The following is a 22,175-nucleotide window of genomic DNA, read 5'->3' on the forward strand; positions in this document are numbered from 1 at the left end:
ATCGGAAAAATGACGGGGGCTTTCGTGAAGAAAACCCCCTGAGTTTAAATCAATGATTGGCGATAAGCCATTACTGATAAACCGCTATTACTGGTGAGAAACTATTATTGATGAGAAACAACCACCAGACGAATAGCGTCCAGACGCCAGTTCGCTTGATCAAGGTTAAGCAACAGATGCTTATGCTCAGATTCAATCGCTTCCAGCTCATCATCACGGATATTCGGGTTAACCGCTTTCAGGGCTTCCAGACGTGATAATTCTGCTGACAGGATTTCATCTGCTTCTTTTTTGGCTTTCTCAATCAATTTACGCGCTTGCTTTTCAATCAGAGGCTCTGATTGCTGCAAAATCGCATGAACTTCTTTTTGTACCGCATTAACCAGTTTGCTGGCATTGTGGCGATTGATGGCATTTAACTGGCGGTTGAAACTCTCAAACTCTACCTGAGGAGCCAGATTGGTGCCTTTCAGATCCAACAAGAGGCGCACAGGCGTTGGTGGCAAGAAGCGGGTCAATTGCAGATGTTTAGGCGCTTGTGCTTCAACAACGTAAATTAACTCAACCAACAGCGTACCGACCGGCAGTGCTTTGTTTTTCAGAATAGAAACAGCGCAGCTTCCGGTATCTCCTGACAAGACTAAATCCAGACCATTACGGATGATTGGATGTTCCCAGCTCAGGAATTGAGTATCCTCACGGGATAGCGCTTTCTCACGGCTAAACGTAATGGAGCAGCCATCTTTCGGTAATCCGGGAAAATCAGGTACCAGCATATGATCGGATGGTTGCAGGGCGATAATATTATCGCAGCGATCTTCCTGATTGATGCCGATGATATCGAACAGGTTCAGGGCAAAATTCACCAGATCCGTATCGTTATCTTGTGCGGCAATGGTTTCTGCCAGTTTTTGGCCTTGCTCGCCGCCGTTAGAATTCATTTCCAGCAGACGGTCACGGCCTTGTTCCAGTTGTTGTTTGAGTTGTTCGTGATGTGTGCGGCATTCCGCAATAAATTCATTGAAACCCGCCTGCTCGTTTGGCTTGGCAAGGAAGTTCAACAGAACTTCATAATACTTGTCATAGATAGAACGGCCGGTCGGGCAGGTATGTTCAAAGGCATCCAGACCTTCGTGATACCAGCGCAGGAGAATCGATTGCGCGGTGTTTTCCAGATAAGGCACGCTGATCTTAATATCGCGGCTCTGGCCGATACGATCCAGACGTCCGATACGCTGTTCCAGCAAATCAGGGTTGAATGGCAGATCAAACATGACGAGCTGATTGGCAAACTGGAAGTTACGCCCTTCGGAACCAATTTCAGAACAGAGCAGCACTTGCGCCCCTTCTTCTTCAGAAGCAAAGTAAGCCGCCGCACGGTCGCGTTCCAACAGGGACAAGCCTTCATGGAATATGGCACTGCGGATACCTTCGCGCTCACGCAGAACTTGCTCCAGTTGCAGCGCCGTTTCTGCTTTGGCACAGATCACCAGAACTTTTTCGTCACGGTTTGCCATCAAGAAACCCAACAGCCATTCTACGCGGGGGTCGAAGTTCCACCATGTGGCGTTTTCACCTTCGAACTCCTGATAGATCCGCTCAGGATAGAGCATATCTTTGGCGCGCGCTTCCACGGTTTTTTTGGCGCCCATGATGTCAGAAACTTTGATTGCCGTCTGGTATTGGGCAGGCAACGGTAACTTAATCTCGTGCAGTTCGCGATGAGGGAAACCTTTCACGCCGCCACGGGTATTACGGAACAGCAACCGGCTGGTGCCGTGGCGATCCATCAGCATAGAGATCAGTTCACGGCGAGCATTTTCGCTCTCTTCATCCTGATGGCTGTTTGCTGCTTTCAGAAGAGGTTCAATATCCTGCTCACTGATCAGCTCAACAATCACATTTTGCTGGTCATTATTCAGCGTTTCACCGGACAACAATAACGTGACAGCATCAGCAACAGGACGATATTTCTGTTGTTCATCAATAAATGCCTGATAATCGTGGAAGCGGTTTGCGTCCAGCAGACGCAGACGGGCGAAGTGGCTCTCTTGCCCCAACTGCTCAGGTGTCGCTGTCAGCAGCAGAACAGAAGGAATTTGCTCTGCTAATTGTTCGATAGCGTAATATTCGCGGCTTGGGGCTTTTTCGCTCCACGCCAAATGGTGAGCTTCATCCACCACCATTAAATCCCAGCTCGCTTCCAGCAGATGTTCGAAACGCTGCTTATTGCGGCGAACAAAATCCAGGGAACAGATAACCAATTGCTCGGTTTCAAAGGGGTTGTCACTGTCATGCAGCGCTTCGCTATACCGGCCATCATCAAACAGCGAAAAACGCAGGTTGAATCGGCGCAGCATTTCTACCAGCCATTGATGTTGCAAGCTGTCTGGCACAATGATTAACACCCGCTCGGCACGCCCGGCCATCAATTGCTGGTGGATAATCATGCCCGCTTCAATGGTTTTCCCCAGACCAACTTCATCCGCCAGTAACACACGGGGGGCGTGACGCTTACCCACTTCATTGGCAATGTGTAACTGGTGAGGGATCAAACTGGCACGAATACCACGTAACCCACTTTCAGCCAGCCGAAATTGTTCGCTCTGGTGCTTACGGGCGCGAAAACGCAGTGCAAAGCGATCCATGCGGTCAATTTGACCGGCAAACAGACGATCCTGCGGCTTATTAAACGTCAGTTTGCTATCCAGAAAAACTTCCCGCAGGCAGATATTTTCTTCTTCGGTATCCAGACGAGTACCGACGTAGATCAGCAGGCCATTATCTTGCTGAACATCATCGATCTTGAGTTTCCAGCTTTCGTGACTGGTCACGGTATCGCCCACATTAAACATAACGCGGGTAATGGGGGAGTCATTGCGTGCGTAAAGGCGGTTTTCTCCGCTGGCAGGAAAAAGCAACGTTACCATGCGCGCATCAAGCGCTACGACTGTTCCTAATCCAAGTTCGCTTTCTGTATCGCTTATCCAGCGTTGACCAAGAGTAAATGGCATAAATTTGGGCTCAGTTTTCTGTTAGACAATGTTATTTATGGTTGCAGGATGGCTGCTTTTGTTGGATATCGATCATCATTGGTTATCGATAGGGATAGTTTTCAATGGACTTTATAGCGCCTGTTTTTTGATAACGAGGTCACAAAAGCACCATTCCCCTTTAGAGGGGCGATATGTTAATTGATGCTGAGCAAGCCGTCACCTGCAAAAATATCCATTACTCAAAAGAGATGCTCATTTGCCCTGTCAGCAAGGTCATAAAGTCATCCTGAATAAATGGCAAGATAGCATCAGCAATCGGCATCAATTGCTTATTGATATAGTGCTCATAATCGGGGGGTGAAGTCTGATTTTCCAACGGTTCAGGCCCGGATTGAGTGATGATATAGTTGATCCAGCCTCCGTTTTGGTACTGCAATGGGCGATGATGCTGTTGGTTATATTCATCCGCCAAACGTGCGGCCCTGACATGAGGGGGAACATTGCGCTGGTACTCAGACAATTTGCGGCGTAGCCGTTTGCGGTAAACAAGGTGATCATCAAACTCACCTGCCAGCGTTTTGGCAAGATACTCACGGACATAATTCTGATGGGGTTTCTGATGGAAGATCAGAGTATATAACTCCTTTTGGAATATTTGTGCGAGTGGTGTCCAGTCAGTTCTTACCGTTTCCAGCCCTTTGAAAATCACTTTGTCGCCACTCAGCCCGGCATAGCGCTTTTTACTGCCTTGCTCCGCACCTCGTACCGTTGGCATCAGGAAGCGCCGATAGTGCGTTTCAAATTCTAATTCCAGCACACTTTCAAGGTTGAATTCGGTTTTGAGATGATTTTTCCACCATTGGTTAACAAATTGCGCCAGCGCATGCCCAATTTGGCTGGCTTCTTTTTCAGAATGGAGGCGTTTCAGCCAGACAAACGTAGAATCTGTATCGCCATAAATCACCTGATAGCCTTGTGATTCTATTAACTCACGGGTTTGATGCATGATTTTATGCCCACGCATGGTAATTGAGGATGTCAGGCGAGGATCAAAAAAATGGCAGCCGGAAGCACCGAGTACCCCATAAAACGCATTCATAATAATTTTCAGGGCTTGGGAAAGCGGAGCGTTCTGTTGCTTTTTGGCCTTGTCACGTTCGTACCAGATTTGCGTAACGATATCGGGTAAGCAATGTTGCGTACGGGAGAAGAAGGCTTGCTTAAAACCGGGGACAGCATGTTCATAGTCGGGAGCGGCAATTCCTTCGACCATGCCAACGGGATCAATCAGGAATGTGCGAATAATCGAAGGATAAAGGCTCTTGTAATCCAGCACCAATACCGAATCATACAACCCCGGGAATGAATCCATCACAAAACCCCCCGGACTGTTATCATCGAAATAAGTTGGCTGAACGGGAGCGACATAGCCAATCCGGTGCATTCTTGGCAGATAAAGATGGGTGAACGCAGCCACAGAACCGCCGCTGCGATCCACCGCCAAGCCTGTTACCGTGGCGCGTTCCAATAAGAACGCCATGAGATCCGCTTTCTCAAAAATATGATTGACGAGAATACAGTCCTGCAAATTATAGTGGGCGAGGGCGGGCTTATCTTCCTGAAAGCGACGATTGATTTCATCCATGCGGTCATAGGGATTATCAAGGGATTTCCCTTCTCCCAATAGCGCTTGTGCAACATATTCAAGGCTGAATGAAGGAAAATTCCACGTTGCCGTTTTCAGCGCTTCGATACCATCAATAATCAAGCGGCCTTCTGCTGAGGCAAAAAAGTGCCCTGCTTTAAAGCCATGTTCACGCCATTCGAGCAGGCCCTGATTACGGCCGAATTTTAATGGCACGTTATAGCGCTCAGCATGTTGCTGTAACACCCTTAAATCAAATTGAATCAGATTCCAGCCAATAATGGCATCAGGGTCGTAATGAGCCAGCCACTCGTTGAGTTTTTCCAGCATCAGTGGACGGCTGGCGACATATTCCAGTTTGAAATTGAGATCCTGCTGGTTGCCGTTCTTCGGCCCTAGCATAAACACTGTTTTCTCACCACATCCCGCCAGGCCAATGGAATACAACTCCCCATGCTGACTGGTTTCAATATCCAGAGATACCCATTTCAGCTTAGGGCGATAGGTGGGATTGGTTTTCATCTGATAACTTCCGTCAGGTTTCTGGCCGAACCAGACAGGGGCGGTAATAAAGCGCTCCATCATAAACCGATCGGGCGGCCGAATATCAGCCTCGTAGAGCGGAATATCCTGTTCTTTAAGGTTTTTTTCCAGGTATTGCAGGTGGTGATATTGTAAACAATACAGTGCTGAGACAGGCTGACGGTTGAAATCTTTCAGTGGCAAGGCGTTCAGTTGGCAATGTCTTTCTTGTGCCAATAAACGCTTGGCTTTAGGTAAATCATGTTGAGGAATAAAGGCAACGGCTTTTTGATGAGGAATTGTGATGCGACGTGCCCCGTTATCTGTCGCCAGCCAATACACTAACTCGATGCCAGACGAAGTATCTTTCCAGTGACGAGTCAGTATAAAACCTTGTTCAACGTGATTTATCTGCATGGTTTTCTTTATTAAAAGCAATCAGCCATATCTGGTTTTGTAAAGGTAATTTCAATCATAGCACTGATAGTGGTTATTCATACAGTGTTTTTTGTGGGATTAAGGCTTGGGGTGGGAATAAAAATTCCCTGAAGAAATTGTATTTATTAATTAATATTGTCAGTAAAATTTAGAAATTCATTTCAATAGATTTAATTTTATTAAGTTAATATCAATGATATTAACCAACTATAATGGATTGAATTCTAATCTAGTTATGGCAGGTTCCTTTTGTTATTATTTTTAATTGTATAAGATGTTATCGGTTTTTATGGAGAAGATAAATGTTAATTGAATCTGGTAAATATTGATGAATAAACCCAATAAACTGACTCAGACAGATATCAAAGCATTACTGTTATTTCTAGCTTTCACGTTGCTTTATTTATTACCTGGTATTTATGGGCATACTCCCTGGAAACAAGATGAAAATTATAGTTTTGGTATTATTCAAACCATGTATGAAACGGGAAATTGGTTAGTGCCCAAAAACGCGGGGCAACCTTTTATGGAAAAGCCCCCTCTGTATTATTGGACAGCAACCTCGTTTATACATTTATTGTCCTCTTGGCTTCCGATGTATGATGCAGCCAGAACCGCCACTTTATTTTTTTCTATAATCAATTTTTCCTTTTTTATTTTGTTATCCCGGCGTGTATTTGATGCCAGACACTTTACAGACAGCCGGATATGGATTGCCTTTGCGTTGTATGTAAGTGCTCCCGGTTTGGTTCGTCACAGTCACGATATGTTTACTGATACCTCATTGATAGCAGGAACAACCATCGGCTTATATGGTTTACTGGGATTAATCAAACAAGAAAAAACCAGTTACTCCTGTTTATGGTTAATTATCGGTACGGTTATGACATTGTTATCAAAAGGGGTATTTATTCCGGGATTATTATGGATTTGCTTGCTTCTTGCCCCCGTTTTTCTAAAACAGTGTCGAACTAAACAATATGGGTTAAATACTTTCTTGTCAGGCGTTATTGCACTGGTATTCATCCTGCCGTGGCCAGTCATGTTACTTATTGAACATCCTGATTTATTTAAAGTCTGGTTTTGGGATAACAATATCGGTCGCTTTTTAGGTTTCTCTGTTGAAGACCTCGGAGCCAGAGGTAATTTGACCATGATCCCCGAAGCCGTGCTTTTATTCGCTCTGCCATCAGGTGTTTTAGCTTTCATCTTCATATTAATGAATCCAATCAAGTCATTATCTGATGAGCACTATTTCCTTTGCTCCGCATTTGTTGTATTAGGTGTTGTTCTATTGCAAATATCAGCCTCTGGCCGGGCATTATATTTACTGCCTTTTATTGCACCTATGGCTATTTTAGCAACAGAGACTTTCATTAAAATACCTCAAATAATCTATAAATATTTAACCTTATTTTCCTCCATACTTTGGTCTGTTCTGATTATATTTTTATGGGTCTGTTATTTCTTAGCACTTTCCACGGATTATAAACACTGGTTAACGCCACTTGGCAGATGGTTGCCAATGAGTTATCAGATACATTTTTCTGGATTTATATTTACTATCGCTGTTTTAATTACGGCAATATGGGTAGCCAAAAATTGGCTTATTTCTAAATCTCCCGCTTTGCACGCCGCACAAAACTGGGTTCTGGGTATTGCCACAGTTTGGGGATTAGTCTTTACATTATTTGTCGGTTGGATTGACTACACCAAAGGTTATCAAGGCACTTTTCTTGATTTAAAGGAGAAGTTAGCAGGGGTATATCGATATAATGACTGCATGGCTTCATATAATATTGGTGAATCTGAAGCTCCAATGCTCTATTACTATGCCCATATTTTGCATCAACAACAGAAAACCTTTGATGCCCCCAAAAAATGTGATTGGTTGCTTGTTTTATTTTTATCTGAAGAGATAGATCCTGCACCTAAAGGCATGGTGTTATTTTGGCAGGGGCATAGGCCAGGTCAAGATCGTGAAAATTTGGTGGTTTATAAAAAGGTGGGGTTGGAAGATAATAAATAATTTAAATAAAGCGCCATTAAATGGCGCTTTATTTAATTAGGACAAATACCAACTTGACTCCAAGAATCAATGACAATAAATCGAATTACGTCCAAAAATATTTTTATAGAATGTATAAGTTTTTTCAAGATAATCATAGGGTTCATTAGCAGCTACATCCTTGCTTGGATACTTCTATTTTTCAAGGCTCAAAAAGAGTTATCCCATGATTAATCAAACAATAATAAATTATCTGCACTCGGTTTATCCTGAGTTAGAAATTGATACCCGTTATCTCAGGGGATATCCCTCTGAAAAAATATCAAAATTTGAACTGCACCCCAAAAGTTAGGCATTAATTGATTAAGGTGCAGTTTTATGAAACAGTCGCATGCCCTTAAATTAAGACTGACAATAGTCAGGCAATATTTTGTCTGTGTAAAATGTCAAAATTCAACCTATCCCTAAAACCGCCGCCTCAGCCGCCTCTCCACTCATCAATTTCTCTGTTGCACCATCATAACGAATTTTCCCATCCACAATCAGTAACGAACGTGGAGCGATTTTTGCAGCGTCATCGAGATTATGAGACACCATCAATAGAGTGATTTGGCGTTCACGACAGATTTGATCCAGCAATTCCAGCATTTCATTGCGTAAAGCAGGATCAAGTGCTGAAAAGGGTTCATCCAGCAATAAAATAGGCTGATGGCGAACCAAGCAACGCGCTAATGCTGCGCGTTGGCGTTGACCGCCAGAAAGTTGAGCGGGTAAGCGAGAGAGGCATTCCTCCAGCGATACCTGAGTAGCGATCTGCTGGAGTGTTTGCTTTTGTTCGGTATTTAAGCGCAATCCGGGGTGTAAACCTAAACCAATATTTTGCGCAATGGTTAAATGGGAAAACAGATTGTTTTCCTGAAATAACATAGAAACGGGCCGCTTAGAAGGAGGAGTATACGTATGATCTTCATTATTCAGCCAGATTTTGCCATGCTCAGGAAATTGGAAGCCCGCCATTAAACTTAATAAGGTACTTTTGCCTGCTCCGCTTGGACCGAGGATCGCAATGCGTTCCCCGGCTTTAACGTTCACATCAAACTGCATGGCAAGATGTTCGTAAGTATAAGTGACATTATCGAGTTTAATCATGGCGTCGGCTCGGTAGACGTTCAATAACAGTGAATAAAATAAAACAGAGAAGGAGCAGTAAGAACGCGGTGACTGCACCATCCTGACTGCGGTATGCCCCAATTTGTTGATAAAGATAGAAGGGCAGAGTACGGAAATCTTCGTTGCCAAATAATGCGACAACCCCAAAATCACCAATTGACAATACACAGGCAAAAGCCAGTGCTTGTGCTAATGGGATTTTCAGTGCTTTAAGCTCAATGAGACGCAGCCGATGAATACCCTGAATATTGAGGGAACGGCATAGAGGGTTGTAGCGTTCAGCCAGATCGCGCATAGGATTTTCTAATACTTTTAGAGCATAAGGGATCGCCATCAGTGCGTTGGTCAAGATAACCAATCCGTAAGGTGATTGGGGTATGCCAATAGTGGTATTCAGTAAAAGGAAAAAACCTGTAGCAAGGACAATGCCCGGCATGGCAAGAATTAACAAGCCACTGGTTTCCATTGCTTGCCCCCAGCGCGATAAATGACGTAAACGTAATTCGCGGCTACTCCATAGCAGCATCATGGTCAGTACGACACAAAGTAATCCGGCGCCCAGTGCAATAAAGATGGAAGTGATAAGGGCCTGCCATAAAGCGGGCTGGCTCAAGACAGTAAAAATACTGAGGTTCAGTCCATCGACAATGACGGCTAGCAAAGGAGGCAGCAGAAGTAGTAACGCCACGCTAATCAGTAAACCATCGGATAGTTTTCTCAGCCATGAATCCTGTGGATTGCGCCATTTTCGTTGATGGCTGTAACCGACAGAAAAGGTGCCTTTGAGTTTTTGGCTAAGTAATACCAAGCTGAGGCAGCAAAAAAGTTGTATCAGGGCGAGCAGGGCAGCTTGAGAGAGATCATAGTCATAACTGATTGCCTGATAAATAGCCAGTTCGATAGTGGTCGCCGCAGGGCCACCACCCAATGCAAGCACAGTGGCAAAACTGGCAAAACACAGCATGAAAATCAGTGCGCCTGTCGGCAAAATTTGGCGGCGCAGATAAGGCCACTCCACAAAACGAAAATGTTGCCATTCACTCATACCAAGCTGGGCTGCAAGTTGCCGTTGTTCGATGGCAATATTTTCCAGAGATTGCAGCAATAAGCGTGTTGCCATCGGCATATTAAAGAAGATATGCGCCAGTAGAATTCCTTGCAACCCATAAGGCGTAAAACGGTATTCCACCCCTATCCATTGGGAAATATTTGCCAGCCAGCCGGTTTGACCATAAACAGTGAGAATACCAAACAGAGCGACCAAAACAGGAAGGATCAATGTCATTGCGCATAAGCGCAGAAACAACATTTTGCCCGGAAAATGGCGGCGATAAAGCGCCCTTGCGAGGAAAATGCCGGGTATTACCGATAATACGGCAGATAAGAACGCTTGCCAGAAGGTGAACTGAATAACATGCCAGAGATAACTGTCATGCAGGAATGTCTGCCAGTTGCTTTCAGGCGCATTGAACCACAGCGTCCCAAATGCTGACAGGGCAACGATAATTAACAGGCCGGAGGCAATAACCCCCGGCAATATCCAACCCGCAATTAACGGCTGACAGCGCTTTGCCATATACGGATCCATTTGGTACGGTGTTTTGCCACATCATCTGCATTGAATAGCAGGGATTTCTCAGGAACCGTGAGTTGCTTGAAAACCTCAGGTAAAGGAATATCAATCACGGGATACATCCATTGGGTTGTCGGAAGGGCTTGCTGGAATGCCGGCGATACCATGAAATTCATGAACTTTTGTGCCAGCTCAGGCTGTTTGCTTGAGGCTAATTGGGCTGCGACTTCAATCTGCAAATAATGCCCTTCCTCGAATATCGCCGCCGCATAGTTATCTTTTTTCTCTGACATGATGTGATAACCCGGTGAAGTGGTATAGCTCAGCACCATATCACCTTCGCCTTTCAGGAACAGGCCATAGGCTTCACTCCACCCTTTCGTGACAGTAAGCGTCTTTTTGGCTACTTTCTGCCACTCCTGTGCGGTGTTATCGCCATAGAGATCCTGCATCCAGAGCAGGAAGCCCAAGCCCGGAGTACTGGTGCGCGGGTCTTGATAAATAATCTTCCAGTTCTGGTGACTATTGATTAATTCATCCATACTTTTTGGTGGATGAGGTAAGGTGTTCTTGTTGTAAATGAAGGCAAAGTAACCGTAATCGTAAGGAATAAATGTTGTATTGTTCCATGAGATGGGTAATTTCAGTTTTGATACATCAACATGGCTTGTTGTGAACAATCCTGTTTGTTGGGCGGCTTGGATCAAGTTGTTATCCAATCCCAGCACGATATCTGCTGATGTTTTTTTGCCTTCCATTCTCAAACGGTTCAGTAGGGATACGCCATCTTCCAGAGCAACAAGTTTCAGTTCACAACCACACTCTGCTTCAAAGGCTTTTTTAATGGCTGGCCCAGCCCCCCATTCAGAGGCAAATGAATCATAAGTGTAAACTGTCAATGTTGGCTTCGATTGAGATGCTTGGGCAAAGACACAGGCAGAAATCAATAGCGTACTGATGGCGATAAAGCTGAAAAATAATTTCTTAAACACTTTGCTCTCCTGTACTTATGGACATTAGTTATTAACGTTCGTTATTGGCAGATTGGCAAAGGATCTGAGAAGGTGCTAAATGATAATTACTTATTTTATATCAATGACTAGCGTCTCAAATCCCTACGCCGGTACTAACCGGTTCAGGTTCGACGGGTTTGTTCTCAGCAAAACTGTTTTATTACAGCCGCACCCCGTTGAGATGGCGGTATTGTAGAGACTTAGGCTACGTCTGCAAAGTCCAATCATAGAGGTTTACCGCTTGAGATGAGTGTGAAACAATTAGCCATCTTTTCAAATGTATTTTATCGAGAGGTAGTCTGGTGATCGATGATGATGGCTACCGCCCGAATGTAGGAATTGTAATTTGTAATCGCCAAGGGCAGGTTCTGTGGGCCCGCCGTTATGGGCAGCATTCCTGGCAGTTTCCTCAGGGGGGTATCAATCCGGGGGAATCACCAGAGCAAGCGATGTATCGCGAGTTGTTCGAAGAAGTTGGTTTAAGTCGCAAAGACGTACGGGTTCTCGCCTCGACCCGTAGTTGGTTGCGTTACAAATTACCCAAGCGTTTGGTGCGTTGGGATACAAAGCCTGTTTGTATTGGGCAAAAGCAACGCTGGTTTTTATTGCAGTTGCTGTGTAATGAAGCAGATATTAATGTGCAGCGCAGTAATACGCCGGAATTTGATGGCTGGCGTTGGGTTAGTTATTGGTATCCTGTCCGGCAAGTGGTTTCCTTTAAACGGGATGTATACCGCCGCGTGATGAAAGAATTTTCTTCCATTGTGATGCCAATACAGGAATCTGCTTCACAGATACATTCACCTTATTTACATCGTCGTAGAAGAAGTTAGGTAATTGTTATGCTCACGCGCTTACGGGAAATTGTCGAAAAAGTGGCTATGACAGCTAATTTATCTGAAGCGCTTGAGCTGTTGGTCAATGAAACTTGTCAGGCAATGAACACGGATGTCTGTTCTATTTATCTGGCAGATCATCAGCGACATTGTTATTACCTAATGGCAACCAAAGGGTTGAGAAAACCCCGGGGTCAAGCGATCAGTCTGGCCTTTGATGAAGGCGTCGTGGGCGAAGTCGGGCGTTTGTCTGAATTAATCAATCTCGCAGATGTTCGCGAACATCCTAGTTTCAAATATATCCCCCAAGTCAAGGAAGAAAGCCTGCGGGCTTTTTTAGGTGTGCCTATTATTTATCGCCGTCAGTTGCAGGGAATATTAGTTGTTCAGCAACTTGAACGGCGGCTGTTTGATGAAAGTGAAGAATCTTTCATGGTTACACTGGCGACACAGCTTGGTGTTATTCTTGCTCAGACGCAGACAAAAGGGTTATTTGGTCAGTACCGTCAAACCCGTATTAAGGCTCTCGCTATTTCTAATGGCATTGTCATGGCTCAGGGATGGCAAGATCGCTCACAACCTTTGCTGGATCAGGTATCTGAGGCATTGACGCTGGATTATCAGGCTGAACGATCAAGACTGACTCGGGCCCTGGAACAAACTACAGCGGAGTGTCGCCGGATTAGCAAGCGTTTCACTGTGAGCTCACAGAAAGAAAGTGCTGCCATTTTTGATCTCTATTCTCATTTATTGAATGATCCCCAACTCAAGCAAGATCTGTTTTATTCCGTCGATAATGGTTTTATGGCGGAATGGGCAATCAAAGTCGTGATTGAAAAATACGCCGAACAGTTTGCCAGCTTGCAAGACCCCTATATGCGAGAAAGAGCATCTGATCTGCGGGCGCTTGGGCAGCGGGTGTTGTTTCATCTGGATGATTCTTTCGCTGGCGCTGGTCAGTGGCCGGAACGCTTTATTCTGGTTGCCGATGAACTTAGTGCCAATTTGTTGGCTGAAATGCCGCAAGAACAGTTAGTTGGCGTGATTGTGCGTGACGGTGCGACGCATTCCCACTCTGCGATACTGGTTCGTGCGATGGGGATCCCGGCTATTATGGGAGCGGATATCCAACCTGAACTACTGCATAACCGGACGCTTATCCTTGATGGCTATCGCGGAGAGATTTTCGTTGAGCCAGAGCCGCTTATCGCTCAGGAATATCGGCAGATCATTGAAGAAGAACGCGTCCTCAGCAAGCTGGCCGAAGGTGAACAGCAGCAGCGAGCACAGCTCAAGAGTGGTGAGCGGGTTTTGGTGCAACTGAACGCGGGCCTGAGTCTGAAACATGAACAGCAAATAGCGGATAGTATTGATGGCGTCGGGCTATATCGCACAGAAATCCCCTTTATGCTGCATAACGGTTTTCCATCAGAAGATGAGCAGAAAAATCGTTATCAGGAGATGCTGGAACTTTTTCCTGATAAGCCTGTGGTGTTGAGAACACTGGATATTGGTGCAGACAAACAACTTCCTTATATGCCCATCAGTGAAGATAACCCCTGTCTCGGCTGGAGAGGAATTCGTATCACTCTGGATCAGCCTGAGATTTTTCTCATTCAGCTTAGGGCTATGCTGAAAGCCAATATACACACCGGCAATCTAAAAATTCTTTTGCCAATGGTGACAAGTATTGAGGAAATTGATGAAGCTCGAAAACTGATTGAAAGAGCGAAAGCTGAGGTTGAGCAAACCATCTCTGACATAATCCCCATGCCCCAGATTGGTATCATGATTGAAGTGCCATCTACGATTTTTCTGTTGCCGCAGTTAAAGAAGCGGGTTGATTTTGTCTCTATTGGCACGAATGACTTAACCCAGTATTTACTTGCAGTGGATCGCAATAATACCCATGTCGCTTCACTCTATGATAATTTACACCCTGCGGTGATTAAGGCGCTAAAACTGGCCTTTGATGAATGTCAACGCCTTGATCTTCCTATCAGCATATGTGGTGAAATGGCGGGTTTACCGATGGGAGCATTAATATTGCTTGGTTTAGGTTATCGTAGCCTGAGCATGAGTGGCCGAAGTGTTCCACGCATCAAATATTTGTTGCGCCAATTGGGTGTTAACAAACTCGAAAGCCTGATAGATGTGGTACTGAAAGCCGAAACCAGCCAGCAGGTAAAAACTTTGTCAGCCGAGTTTATGGAATCGCATGGGCTGGGAGGATTAATCCGAGGCGGTATTTAGCATTAAATCAGCTCAAAATCCCTTGGAATAGGCATTGGAGTTAATTCAAAAACACCGTGAATTTTATGCTTGAAATTCGATGTCTGACGATAAGGGCGGAGAACAGTCACTTGGCTATGCTATTATTTGTCTGGAGTTATTCAAGCAAAATAATTTATTCGCATAAGATAATTTATCCGCCATATCATTTATTCACACAACATTACTTTTAGTGGGGAACGATGAGCACTAGCTATCTGGAATTTCCTAAAATTGACCCAGTCATATTTTCAATCGGGCCTGTATCCCTCCACTGGTACGGTTTTATGTATCTGGTTGGTTTTGTTTTTGCCATGTGGCTGGCAAATCGCCGTGCAGCAAAACCCAACAGTGGCTGGAATAAAACCGAAGTTGAGAACTTACTATATGCAGGGTTTGTCGGGGTTTTCGTCGGTGGACGCCTCGGTTATGTTCTGTTTTATAACCTTCCAATGTTCCTTGATAACCCTCTTTATCTGTTTAAGGTTTGGGATGGCGGCATGTCCTTCCACGGTGGGCTGGTAGGGGTTATCTGCGCCATGTGGTGGTTTTCCCGCCGGACTAAACGTCATTTCTTACAGGTCGCTGACTTCGTTGCCCCATTGGTTCCTTTTGGTTTGGGCATGGGGCGTATCGGTAACTTTATCAATGGCGAACTGTGGGGGCGTGTCACGCTTGATACGCCATGGGCGATGTTGTTCCCGGGTTCCCGCAGTGAAGATATCGCATTGGCGACAACCGATCCTTCTTTATGGCCGATTTTGGAAAAATATGGTGTCCTGCCTCGCCATCCATCACAGTTATACGAGATGGTGCTTGAAGGTATTGTGCTGTTTATCATCCTTAATTTATTTATCCGTAAACCACGTCCGATGGGAAGCATTTCAGGCCTGTTCCTGATTGGTTACGGCGCATTCCGTATAATAGTCGAATTTTTCCGCCAGCCTGATGCGCAGCTCGGGCTGTTTGAAGGGATTAGTATGGGGCAAATCCTTTCTGTTCCAATGATTCTGGTCGGAATTTTAATGATGGTATGGGCGTATAAAAGCCCTGGCAACAAAGCTCGAAACAATAAGGTACAAGAGGCAAAATGAAACAGTATCTGGATTTAATGAAAAAAGTGCTGGAAGAAGGCACGGCAAAAGATGACCGTACCGGTACGGGAACTCTCTCTATCTTTGGTCATCAGATGCGTTTCAATTTGCAAGAAGGTTTCCCGCTGGTAACAACCAAGCGTTGTCATCTTCGCTCCATCATCCATGAACTGCTTTGGTTCTTAAATGGTGATACCAATACCCAATATCTGCATGATAATGGCGTGACCATCTGGGATGAATGGGCTGACGAAAATGGCGATTTGGGGCCTGTTTACGGTAAACAATGGCGCGCCTGGGGCTCGGCGGATGGTCGTCAAGTCGATCAATTAACCCAAGTTATTGAACAATTGAAAAATGATCCTGATTCACGCCGGATTATTGTTTCAGCATGGAATGTTGGCGAGTTGGATAAAATGGCATTGGCGCCATGCCATGCTTTTTTCCAATTCTATGTGGCCGATGGCAAACTGTCCTGTCAGCTTTACCAGCGTTCCTGTGATGTGTTTTTAGGATTGCCATTCAACATTGCCAGCTATGCTTTGTTAGTGCATATGATGGCTCAACAGTGTGATCTTGAAGTGGGTGATTTTGTTTGGACAGGTGGAGATACCCATCTTTACAGTAATCATATGGAACAAACTAAACTTCAGTTAAGCCGTGAGCCACGTGCGTTACCTAAATTGGTTATTAAGCGTAAGCCTGATTCATTGTTTGATTATCGATTCGAAGACTTTGAAATTGTGGGTTATGATCCACATCCGGGCATCAAAGCCCCAGTCGCGATTTAAGAAACGATACCAATAGTTTCTTAACGTAATACCAAATTATTAAAGAGCGGGTTTTGCCTGCTCTTTTTACATTTATCGCCAGAGGTTCTCAATATTAAAAATTAGCTGCTTGTCACTTTTGCGTGTTGCCTCCCAAATAAAATGAAAGAGATTATTTCATCGTTATTTTTCCCTGAAATCACTTCGCATAATGAAATAAATTGTCTTCCTATTTTTCTATGAATCAAAGATATTTTAGCCGAAAGAATCACGCCTTAATTATAAAAGGAATTGGCGTATAAGAGATTGATATGAGAATAATTATTAAGACGACAAATACTAAGGTAGAAAATTGTCCAGAAAATAGTTTATTAAATTGCAAAGCAAATAGGCGAGTAAACAGACCTGAACAATCAGGGTTTACATTATTGGAGTTATTGATAGCGATGCTGATTATCTCCATTAGTTTGTCTTATGGACTGTATTATTGGGGGCAATATCAAAACCGCCTGCGCTTGCAATCAGCGGTGCACAATGTTTTGTCCTTTATGGAAAGGCAACAGGCTTTGGCAAATTATCTGAACCAAGATCGTACACTATGGTTAGTCATGGGGCATTCTTGGTGTCTGATATCTTCTGTGACCAAGGTATCTGATTGTAGTGCAGAACATGGAGAACGGGTTAATTCTCCTCATGGCGATGTTTTTTTGGCGTCATCTACGACTGAACGCATTGATTTTTATGGCATTAGAAACACGGCAATGCCGGCCAGTTTCATGCTGGCAAATTCTGCGGGTGAAATTAGTATTGTGATTTCGGGACGCGGTCGGATTAGAACGTGCAGTAATACAATTAGCCAACTTCCTGATTGTGAAGGAATAAAAAATCCATGATCATGATGCTGGCTGCTTTTCGCTTTAAAACTACTTTTCGTTTTAAAACTACCTTCTGTTTTAAGACTATGTTCTGTTTTAAACAAAAACAGGCAGGGTTTTCCTTGTTGGAAATAATGGTAGCCATGTTGATTAGTAGTGTTATTTTTATTGCCATGACCAAAACCTATCCGGTTTTGTCTGGTCAGGTCTTCGATCTCTATCGTAAATATCGTCTGCATTATTTGGTGAATAGAACCGTTTATTTGATGGAAAAAGATATCCGGCGGGCAGGTTATTGTCAGGATAAAAAACAGTGTGAAGGTGAGCCATTGATCATTAAAAATAAGAATACAGAACCTGCCAGCTCCTGTTTTATTGTCGCTTTTGATCTAAACCTAAATAATCGATGGGAAAAACCTGATCATATTGAATCCGAGTTTTTTGGCTATCGTCTGAATAACCGGGCGCTTGAATGGAAAAGAGGGGCGGGTGATTGTCAGGAAAATGGTTGGGAAAGGTTATTTGATCCTAAAGAGATTGTGATTGATATCTTCTACCTTGAAAAATCACAGGCAAAAAAAGGGCCGATTTTTGTCACTCTGTCCATTAAAGCCCATTGGCTGAAATCTTCATCAATTGTCTATCATCACCAAACGACAATCCGGCTACGTAATGTCAGGGAATAAAGAAAATATGGCAAACAAGCAGCAGGGAAATATTTTGCTGGTATCGATAATAATGTTATTGGCGCTGAGCTTAATGATGTTGAAAGCGCTCCATTATCAACAAGAAAACGCGATGCTTATGATGATGGATGAACAACATTATCTGAATGCTTTTCTGCGGGCGGAATCCTCACTGGCATGGGGAAAGGTGCAACCGTGGCAGATCAATCAGCAAGAAATGGATGATTGGTTTTGTTTGCAACAGACAGAGTTTAATTTGAAAAGCTGTTTAAGACGTTATTCAGATGAGCTTTTTTTATTAAAAGGAATAGCTCCATTCACCTCAGGGGAAAATATTGAACTTTATCAATGGATGAAACAGATGAAACACTTAAATCAGGATACACTTATTTCTGTTGGGCTGATTCCCGTTGAAAGTGGTTGGTTAGATTTTTGCCCTGTTCCTCAGGTTGAATTTTGTTTATGAAAAGGAACCTCCACCTCGGCCGGCAAGAAGGCATGAGTCTGCCAGAAGTTCTGGTAGCATCTGTTGTATTTGCGATCTCATTATTGGGGTTAATGCGCTACCATCAGGCATTGTCAGCAAATTTTCAGCAATATTGGGGGCAACTTAAGGCAATCCGTTATGCCCATGATCAGTTGGAACAGTATGAACGTTTGGAAGGGCAAATAGGCTCGGGTAAAACAGAGGGAGAAACGGCGTCAAGGCAGAAATGGAAAATGGAGTTTCAACGAGAGTTTCACTCTTTGGAATGCTTTCAGGTAACGGTTAAATTGACAGTATATTACAATAAACCAAGTAAATTAGAACGCTGGTTTTGTGCAAGTGGGAGCATTGATGTTTAGAGTTTATCATTCAAATCAACTCGATCTTCTTAAAGAGTTGATGGCGATATTGATCGGGGAAACCCCCCTTTCTGACCCATTTGGCAAAGAAGTGATTCTGGTTCAAAGCCCAGGAATGTCACAGTGGTTGCAGATTCAATTGGCAGAGAAATTGGGCATTGCCGCGAACATGGAATTTCCACTTCCCGCGACTTTTATCTGGCAGATGTTCACTCTGGTATTACCTGATATTCCTAAAGATGGTGCCTTTAGTAAGGATGCCATGAAATGGAAGTTAATGATGTTGTTGCCTGAATTGTTAACAGAACCCGAATTTTCGGCCCTCAGGCACTATCTTGATCAGGATATCGATAAACGCAAAATTCACCAATTAGCGGGTCGGGTTGCGGATCTATTTGACCAATATCTCGTTTATCGTCCGCAATGGTTAGAAAATTGGGAAAATGGTCAATTAATTGATGGCCTGAGCAGTAATCAATTGTGGCAACAAAGACTCTGGTCTGAACTGACAGAGTATACTCGTCAGCTACAACAACCGCTGTGGCATCGCGCCAATTTATATCAGCGGTTTATCACGACGCTGGAAAGTGGAAATTTTCCGTTGGAGAATCTGCCACCGCGTATTTTCATTTGTGGGATATCTACGCTTCCTCCTGCTTACCTGCAAGTATTTAAGGCATTAGGGCAACATATTGATATTCATCTTATGTTTACCAATCCGTGCCAATATTATTGGGGAGATATTCAGAGTTATGCGTTTCTTGCCAGGCTAAGTAGCCGTAAACCCAAACATTATAAAAACAGCCAATTACTGGAGAGATTCAAAGATCCAGATAATGCCCCGTCACTCTTTAATGAAGAAGGGGAACAAAATCTGAATAACCCACTATTGGCATCCTGGGGAAAATTGGGGAGGGATAATCTCTACCTGCTGTCACAATTAGAGCCAGATTCCGATATTCATGCTTTTGTTGAACTGGAATCTGACTGTATTTTGCACCAAGTCCAACGAGATATTTTTAATCTTGAAGATCATGCTCAGATAGGATCTACGGATAGTACTTTCAGAAACAGTTTAAAAAAACGCCCGTTCGATCATACTGATCGTTCTCTGACTTTTCACTCGTGTCATAGCCCACAGAGGGAAGTTGAAGTGTTGCAGGATCAGCTTCTGCATTTGTTGGATGATGATCCCTCGCTGACACCGAGGGACATTATTGTGATGATGGCTGATATTGACAGCTATGCCCCCTATATTCAGGCGGTTTTCGGTAATGCGCCGGATGATCGCTATATTCCTTTTGCCATCTCAGACCGTAAAGCGCGTCAGGCTCATCCTGTTTTACAAGCATTTATTACTTTATTGGATTTGCCGCAGAGCCGATTTACGGCTGAGCAGGTATTGGCATTATTGGAAGTGCCGGCTTTAGCCAGTAAATTTGCCATTCAGGAAGAAGGATTGCGTTTATTGCGGCGTTGGGTGAAAGAATCCGGGATCTGTTGGGGGTTGGATGATGACAATATTGAAGCCTTGTCTTTGCCTGCCACGGGGCAGAATACCTGGCGTTTTGGCCTGACACGAATGCTACTGGGTTATGCGATGGATAGCCATGCAGGGCCGTGGAATGATGTTTTGCCTTATGATGAATCCAGTGGCCTTGCTGCCGAATTAGCCGGACAACTGGCTGAGTTTTTAATGGAATTGAATCACTGGCGGAAAATTTTGAGTGAAGAGCAGCGATTGGTGGATTGGCTGGCAATATGTCCGCAATTGTTGGAGACTTTTTTTGAATCCGATGATGAAATTGAACTGGTATTGGCACTTATCACGCAGCAATGGCAAAAAGTGATTGATAATGGTCTTAATGCACATTACAGCGAAAAAATCCCTTTGGTACTATTGCGGGATGAATTGGCGCTTCGTTTTGATGATGAGAAGATCAGCCAGCGTTTTTTAGCAGGATCACTTAATTTCTGTACCCTGATGCCTATGCGTTCTATTCCTTTTAAGGTTGTTTGCCTGCTGGGAATGAATGACGGCGTTTATCCGCGGACAATTCCTCCGCTTGGGTTCGATCTGATGGTTGAAAAAACCCAGCGAGGGGATAGAAAACGGCGCGATGATGACCGTTATCTCTTTTTGGAAGCATTAATTTCGGCTGAGCAATTTCTTTATATCAGCTATATCGGTAAATCGATTCGAGATGATACCGAATGTAACCCATCTGTTCTGGTCAATGAGTTACTGGATTATGTTTGCCAGAGCTTTTGCCACTTGGGTGATGAAATGCTGAATGTTGATGACAGTGCGAGAAATGTCAGAAATCATTTACTTTCACAGCATACTCGTGTTCCTTTTGCGACAGAGAATTTCCTGCCCGACCATTACTCACAAAGTTATGCCGCAGAATGGCTGCCTGCGGCAGCACAGCAGGGCGCCTCAGGGATTGATTTTTGCCGACCGATTGCATTTGATCGCGGTGAAATAAAAGAAGTTGCATTGGATGAACTGATCCGTTTTTATCGCCACCCTGTCAGGGCCTTTTTTCAGCAGCGGCTAAAAGTACATTTTGTGATTGAAGAAATGGAATTGCCTGAAGAAGAACCTTTTGTACTGGATAATCTGCAACGTTATCAATTTAACCAACTGTTGCTCAGTATCTTGATAGAGCAGGGCGATCCGGCATCTTTATTCCACCATCTTCGGGCATCGGGGGGATTGCCATACGGCTCTTTTGGCGAAGTCTATTGGGAAGAACAGTTGGAGTCCATGTGGCCACTGGCGGATAAGGTGCGTGAAGAGAGAACCGAGACTTTTACCATCGACCTGTATGAAGAATTAGACAGCGTGATATTGGCCGGCAAAATCCATCAGGTACAGTCTGATGGGATTTTACGTTGGCGTCCGGCGAACTTAACGGCCAATGATAGTATCCAACTATGGATTGAGCACCTTGCCTACTGTCTTTCAGGTGGAGCCAGCGAAAGTCGCATGTATGGAACCGGGAAAAAAGATAAAAGGGAGAAAGAAGGTAAAAAGGTGCCAGATTGCCGATTTTTACCGCTAGGACGGGATGAGGCGAGAAACTACCTGAATCAGATGATAGAAGGGTATTTTCAAGGCATGTCTGAGCCTCTCCCTCTATTTTGTCGAAGTGGCTGGGCATGGCTGGCTGATTGTTTTGACCGGGAAAGTCAGGAAATCAACTTTAGTGAGGAAACTCAACAAAGTGCTGAAAGTAAATTGATGGAGCAATGGTTGGGGACACATGACAGAAAAGGTGAAAGTTACGATCACTATATACAGCGGGCTTTCCGGCAAGTTGATCAATCACTTTTAGAGCGTATGAAACGCGAAATTCAGAGCTATTTGTTACCTATGGCTCGTTATTCAAATGGCTCGTTGTTCAAATAACTAGGGAGAATATTAGG

At 44.2% G+C, this 22,175-nt stretch carries 15 protein-coding genes and 1 riboswitch; of the genes, 10 read left to right on the forward strand and 5 right to left on the reverse strand.

Translation table 11 applies throughout. From position 1 onward, the window contains the following. Positions 1 to 104: 104 nt before the first annotated feature. Together rapA and Xmir_RS35285 are read right to left on the reverse strand one after the other, a co-directional pair. Positions 105 to 3,014: an RNA polymerase-associated protein RapA gene (rapA, locus tag Xmir_RS35280; RefSeq protein ID WP_099113992.1), complete on the reverse strand. Its 2,910-nt coding sequence runs from the start codon at positions 3,012 to 3,014 to the stop codon at positions 105 to 107. A 217-nt stretch (positions 3,015 to 3,231) separates the two neighbouring features. Next, positions 3,232 to 5,574: a DNA polymerase II gene (locus Xmir_RS35285; RefSeq protein WP_422646039.1), complete on the reverse strand. Its 2,343-nt coding sequence runs from the start codon at positions 5,572 to 5,574 to the stop codon at positions 3,232 to 3,234. A 910-nt stretch (positions 5,575 to 6,484) separates the two neighbouring features. On the opposite strand from Xmir_RS35285, the gene Xmir_RS35290 reads away from it, so the two are divergent. Further along, positions 6,485 to 7,630 (forward strand): hypothetical protein, encoded by a 1,146-nt coding sequence (locus Xmir_RS35290; protein ID WP_339373879.1) that lies wholly within the window; start codon positions 6,485 to 6,487, stop codon positions 7,628 to 7,630. 432 nt (positions 7,631 to 8,062) lie between these two features. Here the strand turns inward: Xmir_RS35290 and thiQ are convergent, their stop codons facing one another. The 3 genes from thiQ to thiB are packed head-to-tail and all read right to left on the reverse strand — an operon-like array spanning position 8,063 to position 11,344. After that, complete coding sequence (thiQ, locus tag Xmir_RS35295; protein ID WP_099113995.1) at positions 8,063 to 8,758, reverse strand: thiamine ABC transporter ATP-binding protein ThiQ; 696 nt, start codon at positions 8,756 to 8,758, stop codon at positions 8,063 to 8,065. Beyond that, on the reverse strand, positions 8,751 to 10,355 hold the full coding sequence (gene thiP, locus Xmir_RS35300) for a thiamine/thiamine pyrophosphate ABC transporter permease ThiP (RefSeq protein WP_099113996.1): 1,605 nt from the start codon (positions 10,353 to 10,355) through the stop codon (positions 8,751 to 8,753). The genes thiQ and thiP overlap by 8 nt, the downstream gene beginning before the upstream one ends. Next, complete coding sequence (gene thiB, locus Xmir_RS35305; protein WP_099113997.1) at positions 10,331 to 11,344, reverse strand: thiamine ABC transporter substrate binding subunit; 1,014 nt, start codon at positions 11,342 to 11,344, stop codon at positions 10,331 to 10,333. Before thiB ends, thiP begins: the two co-directional genes overlap by 25 nt. Before the next feature lie 102 nt (positions 11,345 to 11,446). Next, positions 11,447 to 11,551: riboswitch (TPP riboswitch) on the reverse strand. Between the two features lie 116 nt (positions 11,552 to 11,667). Between thiB and rppH the strand changes: the two genes are divergently transcribed. From rppH to recC, 9 genes are all read left to right on the forward strand, one after another. After that, complete coding sequence (gene rppH, locus Xmir_RS35310) at positions 11,668 to 12,198, forward strand: RNA pyrophosphohydrolase (protein ID WP_099113998.1); 531 nt, start codon at positions 11,668 to 11,670, stop codon at positions 12,196 to 12,198. Between the two features lie 9 nt (positions 12,199 to 12,207). Further along, a complete protein-coding gene (gene ptsP / locus Xmir_RS35315; RefSeq protein ID WP_099113999.1) occupies positions 12,208 to 14,454 on the forward strand; it encodes a phosphoenolpyruvate--protein phosphotransferase in 2,247 nt (748 codons plus the stop codon). A 221-nt stretch (positions 14,455 to 14,675) separates the two neighbouring features. Beyond that, entirely contained in the window at positions 14,676 to 15,566 is an 891-nt protein-coding gene (gene lgt, locus Xmir_RS35320; RefSeq protein WP_099114000.1) for a prolipoprotein diacylglyceryl transferase, read from the forward strand. After that, positions 15,563 to 16,357: a thymidylate synthase gene (gene thyA / locus Xmir_RS35325; protein WP_099114001.1), complete on the forward strand. Its 795-nt coding sequence runs from the start codon at positions 15,563 to 15,565 to the stop codon at positions 16,355 to 16,357. The genes lgt and thyA overlap by 4 nt, the downstream gene beginning before the upstream one ends. Positions 16,358 to 16,647: 290 nt before the next feature. After that, a complete protein-coding gene (locus tag Xmir_RS35330; RefSeq protein ID WP_099114002.1) occupies positions 16,648 to 17,229 on the forward strand; it encodes a prepilin peptidase-dependent protein in 582 nt (193 codons plus the stop codon). Beyond that, complete coding sequence (locus Xmir_RS35335) at positions 17,226 to 17,897, forward strand: prepilin peptidase-dependent protein (protein WP_244170902.1); 672 nt, start codon at positions 17,226 to 17,228, stop codon at positions 17,895 to 17,897. The genes Xmir_RS35330 and Xmir_RS35335 overlap by 4 nt, the downstream gene beginning before the upstream one ends. Before the next feature lie 7 nt (positions 17,898 to 17,904). Then, on the forward strand, positions 17,905 to 18,363 hold the full coding sequence (locus Xmir_RS35340; RefSeq protein ID WP_244170903.1) for a YgdB family protein: 459 nt from the start codon (positions 17,905 to 17,907) through the stop codon (positions 18,361 to 18,363). Beyond that, complete coding sequence (locus tag Xmir_RS35345; RefSeq protein ID WP_099114004.1) at positions 18,360 to 18,743, forward strand: prepilin-type N-terminal cleavage/methylation domain-containing protein; 384 nt, start codon at positions 18,360 to 18,362, stop codon at positions 18,741 to 18,743. Before Xmir_RS35340 ends, Xmir_RS35345 begins: the two co-directional genes overlap by 4 nt. Next, a complete protein-coding gene (gene recC / locus Xmir_RS35350) occupies positions 18,736 to 22,158 on the forward strand; it encodes an exodeoxyribonuclease V subunit gamma (protein WP_099114005.1) in 3,423 nt (1,140 codons plus the stop codon). The genes Xmir_RS35345 and recC overlap by 8 nt, the downstream gene beginning before the upstream one ends. Positions 22,159 to 22,175: the final 17 nt, after the last annotated feature.

The sequence above is a fragment of the Xenorhabdus miraniensis genome (genome assembly GCF_002632615.1).

What these genes read in the sequence shown, in the direction of transcription:
- thiP (WP_099113996.1), bottom strand. Translation starts at nt 10,355, where the DNA reads ATGGCAAAGCGCTGTCAGCCGTTAATTGCGGGTTGGATATTGCCGGGG.
- thyA (WP_099114001.1), top strand. Translation starts at nt 15,563, where the DNA reads ATGAAACAGTATCTGGATTTAATGAAAAAAGTGCTGGAAGAAGGCACG.
- Xmir_RS35330 (WP_099114002.1), top strand. Translation starts at nt 16,648, where the DNA reads ATGAGAATAATTATTAAGACGACAAATACTAAGGTAGAAAATTGTCCA.
- ptsP (WP_099113999.1), top strand. Translation starts at nt 12,208, where the DNA reads ATGCTCACGCGCTTACGGGAAATTGTCGAAAAAGTGGCTATGACAGCT.
- recC (WP_099114005.1), top strand. Translation starts at nt 18,736, where the DNA reads ATGTTTAGAGTTTATCATTCAAATCAACTCGATCTTCTTAAAGAGTTG.
- rapA (WP_099113992.1), bottom strand. Translation starts at nt 3,014, where the DNA reads ATGCCATTTACTCTTGGTCAACGCTGGATAAGCGATACAGAAAGCGAA.
- Xmir_RS35345 (WP_099114004.1), top strand. Translation starts at nt 18,360, where the DNA reads ATGAAAAGGAACCTCCACCTCGGCCGGCAAGAAGGCATGAGTCTGCCA.
- thiQ (WP_099113995.1), bottom strand. Translation starts at nt 8,758, where the DNA reads ATGATTAAACTCGATAATGTCACTTATACTTACGAACATCTTGCCATG.
- Xmir_RS35340 (WP_244170903.1), top strand. Translation starts at nt 17,905, where the DNA reads ATGGCAAACAAGCAGCAGGGAAATATTTTGCTGGTATCGATAATAATG.
- Xmir_RS35335 (WP_244170902.1), top strand. Translation starts at nt 17,226, where the DNA reads ATGATCATGATGCTGGCTGCTTTTCGCTTTAAAACTACTTTTCGTTTT.
- lgt (WP_099114000.1), top strand. Translation starts at nt 14,676, where the DNA reads ATGAGCACTAGCTATCTGGAATTTCCTAAAATTGACCCAGTCATATTT.
- Xmir_RS35290 (WP_339373879.1), top strand. Translation starts at nt 6,485, where the DNA reads ATGACATTGTTATCAAAAGGGGTATTTATTCCGGGATTATTATGGATT.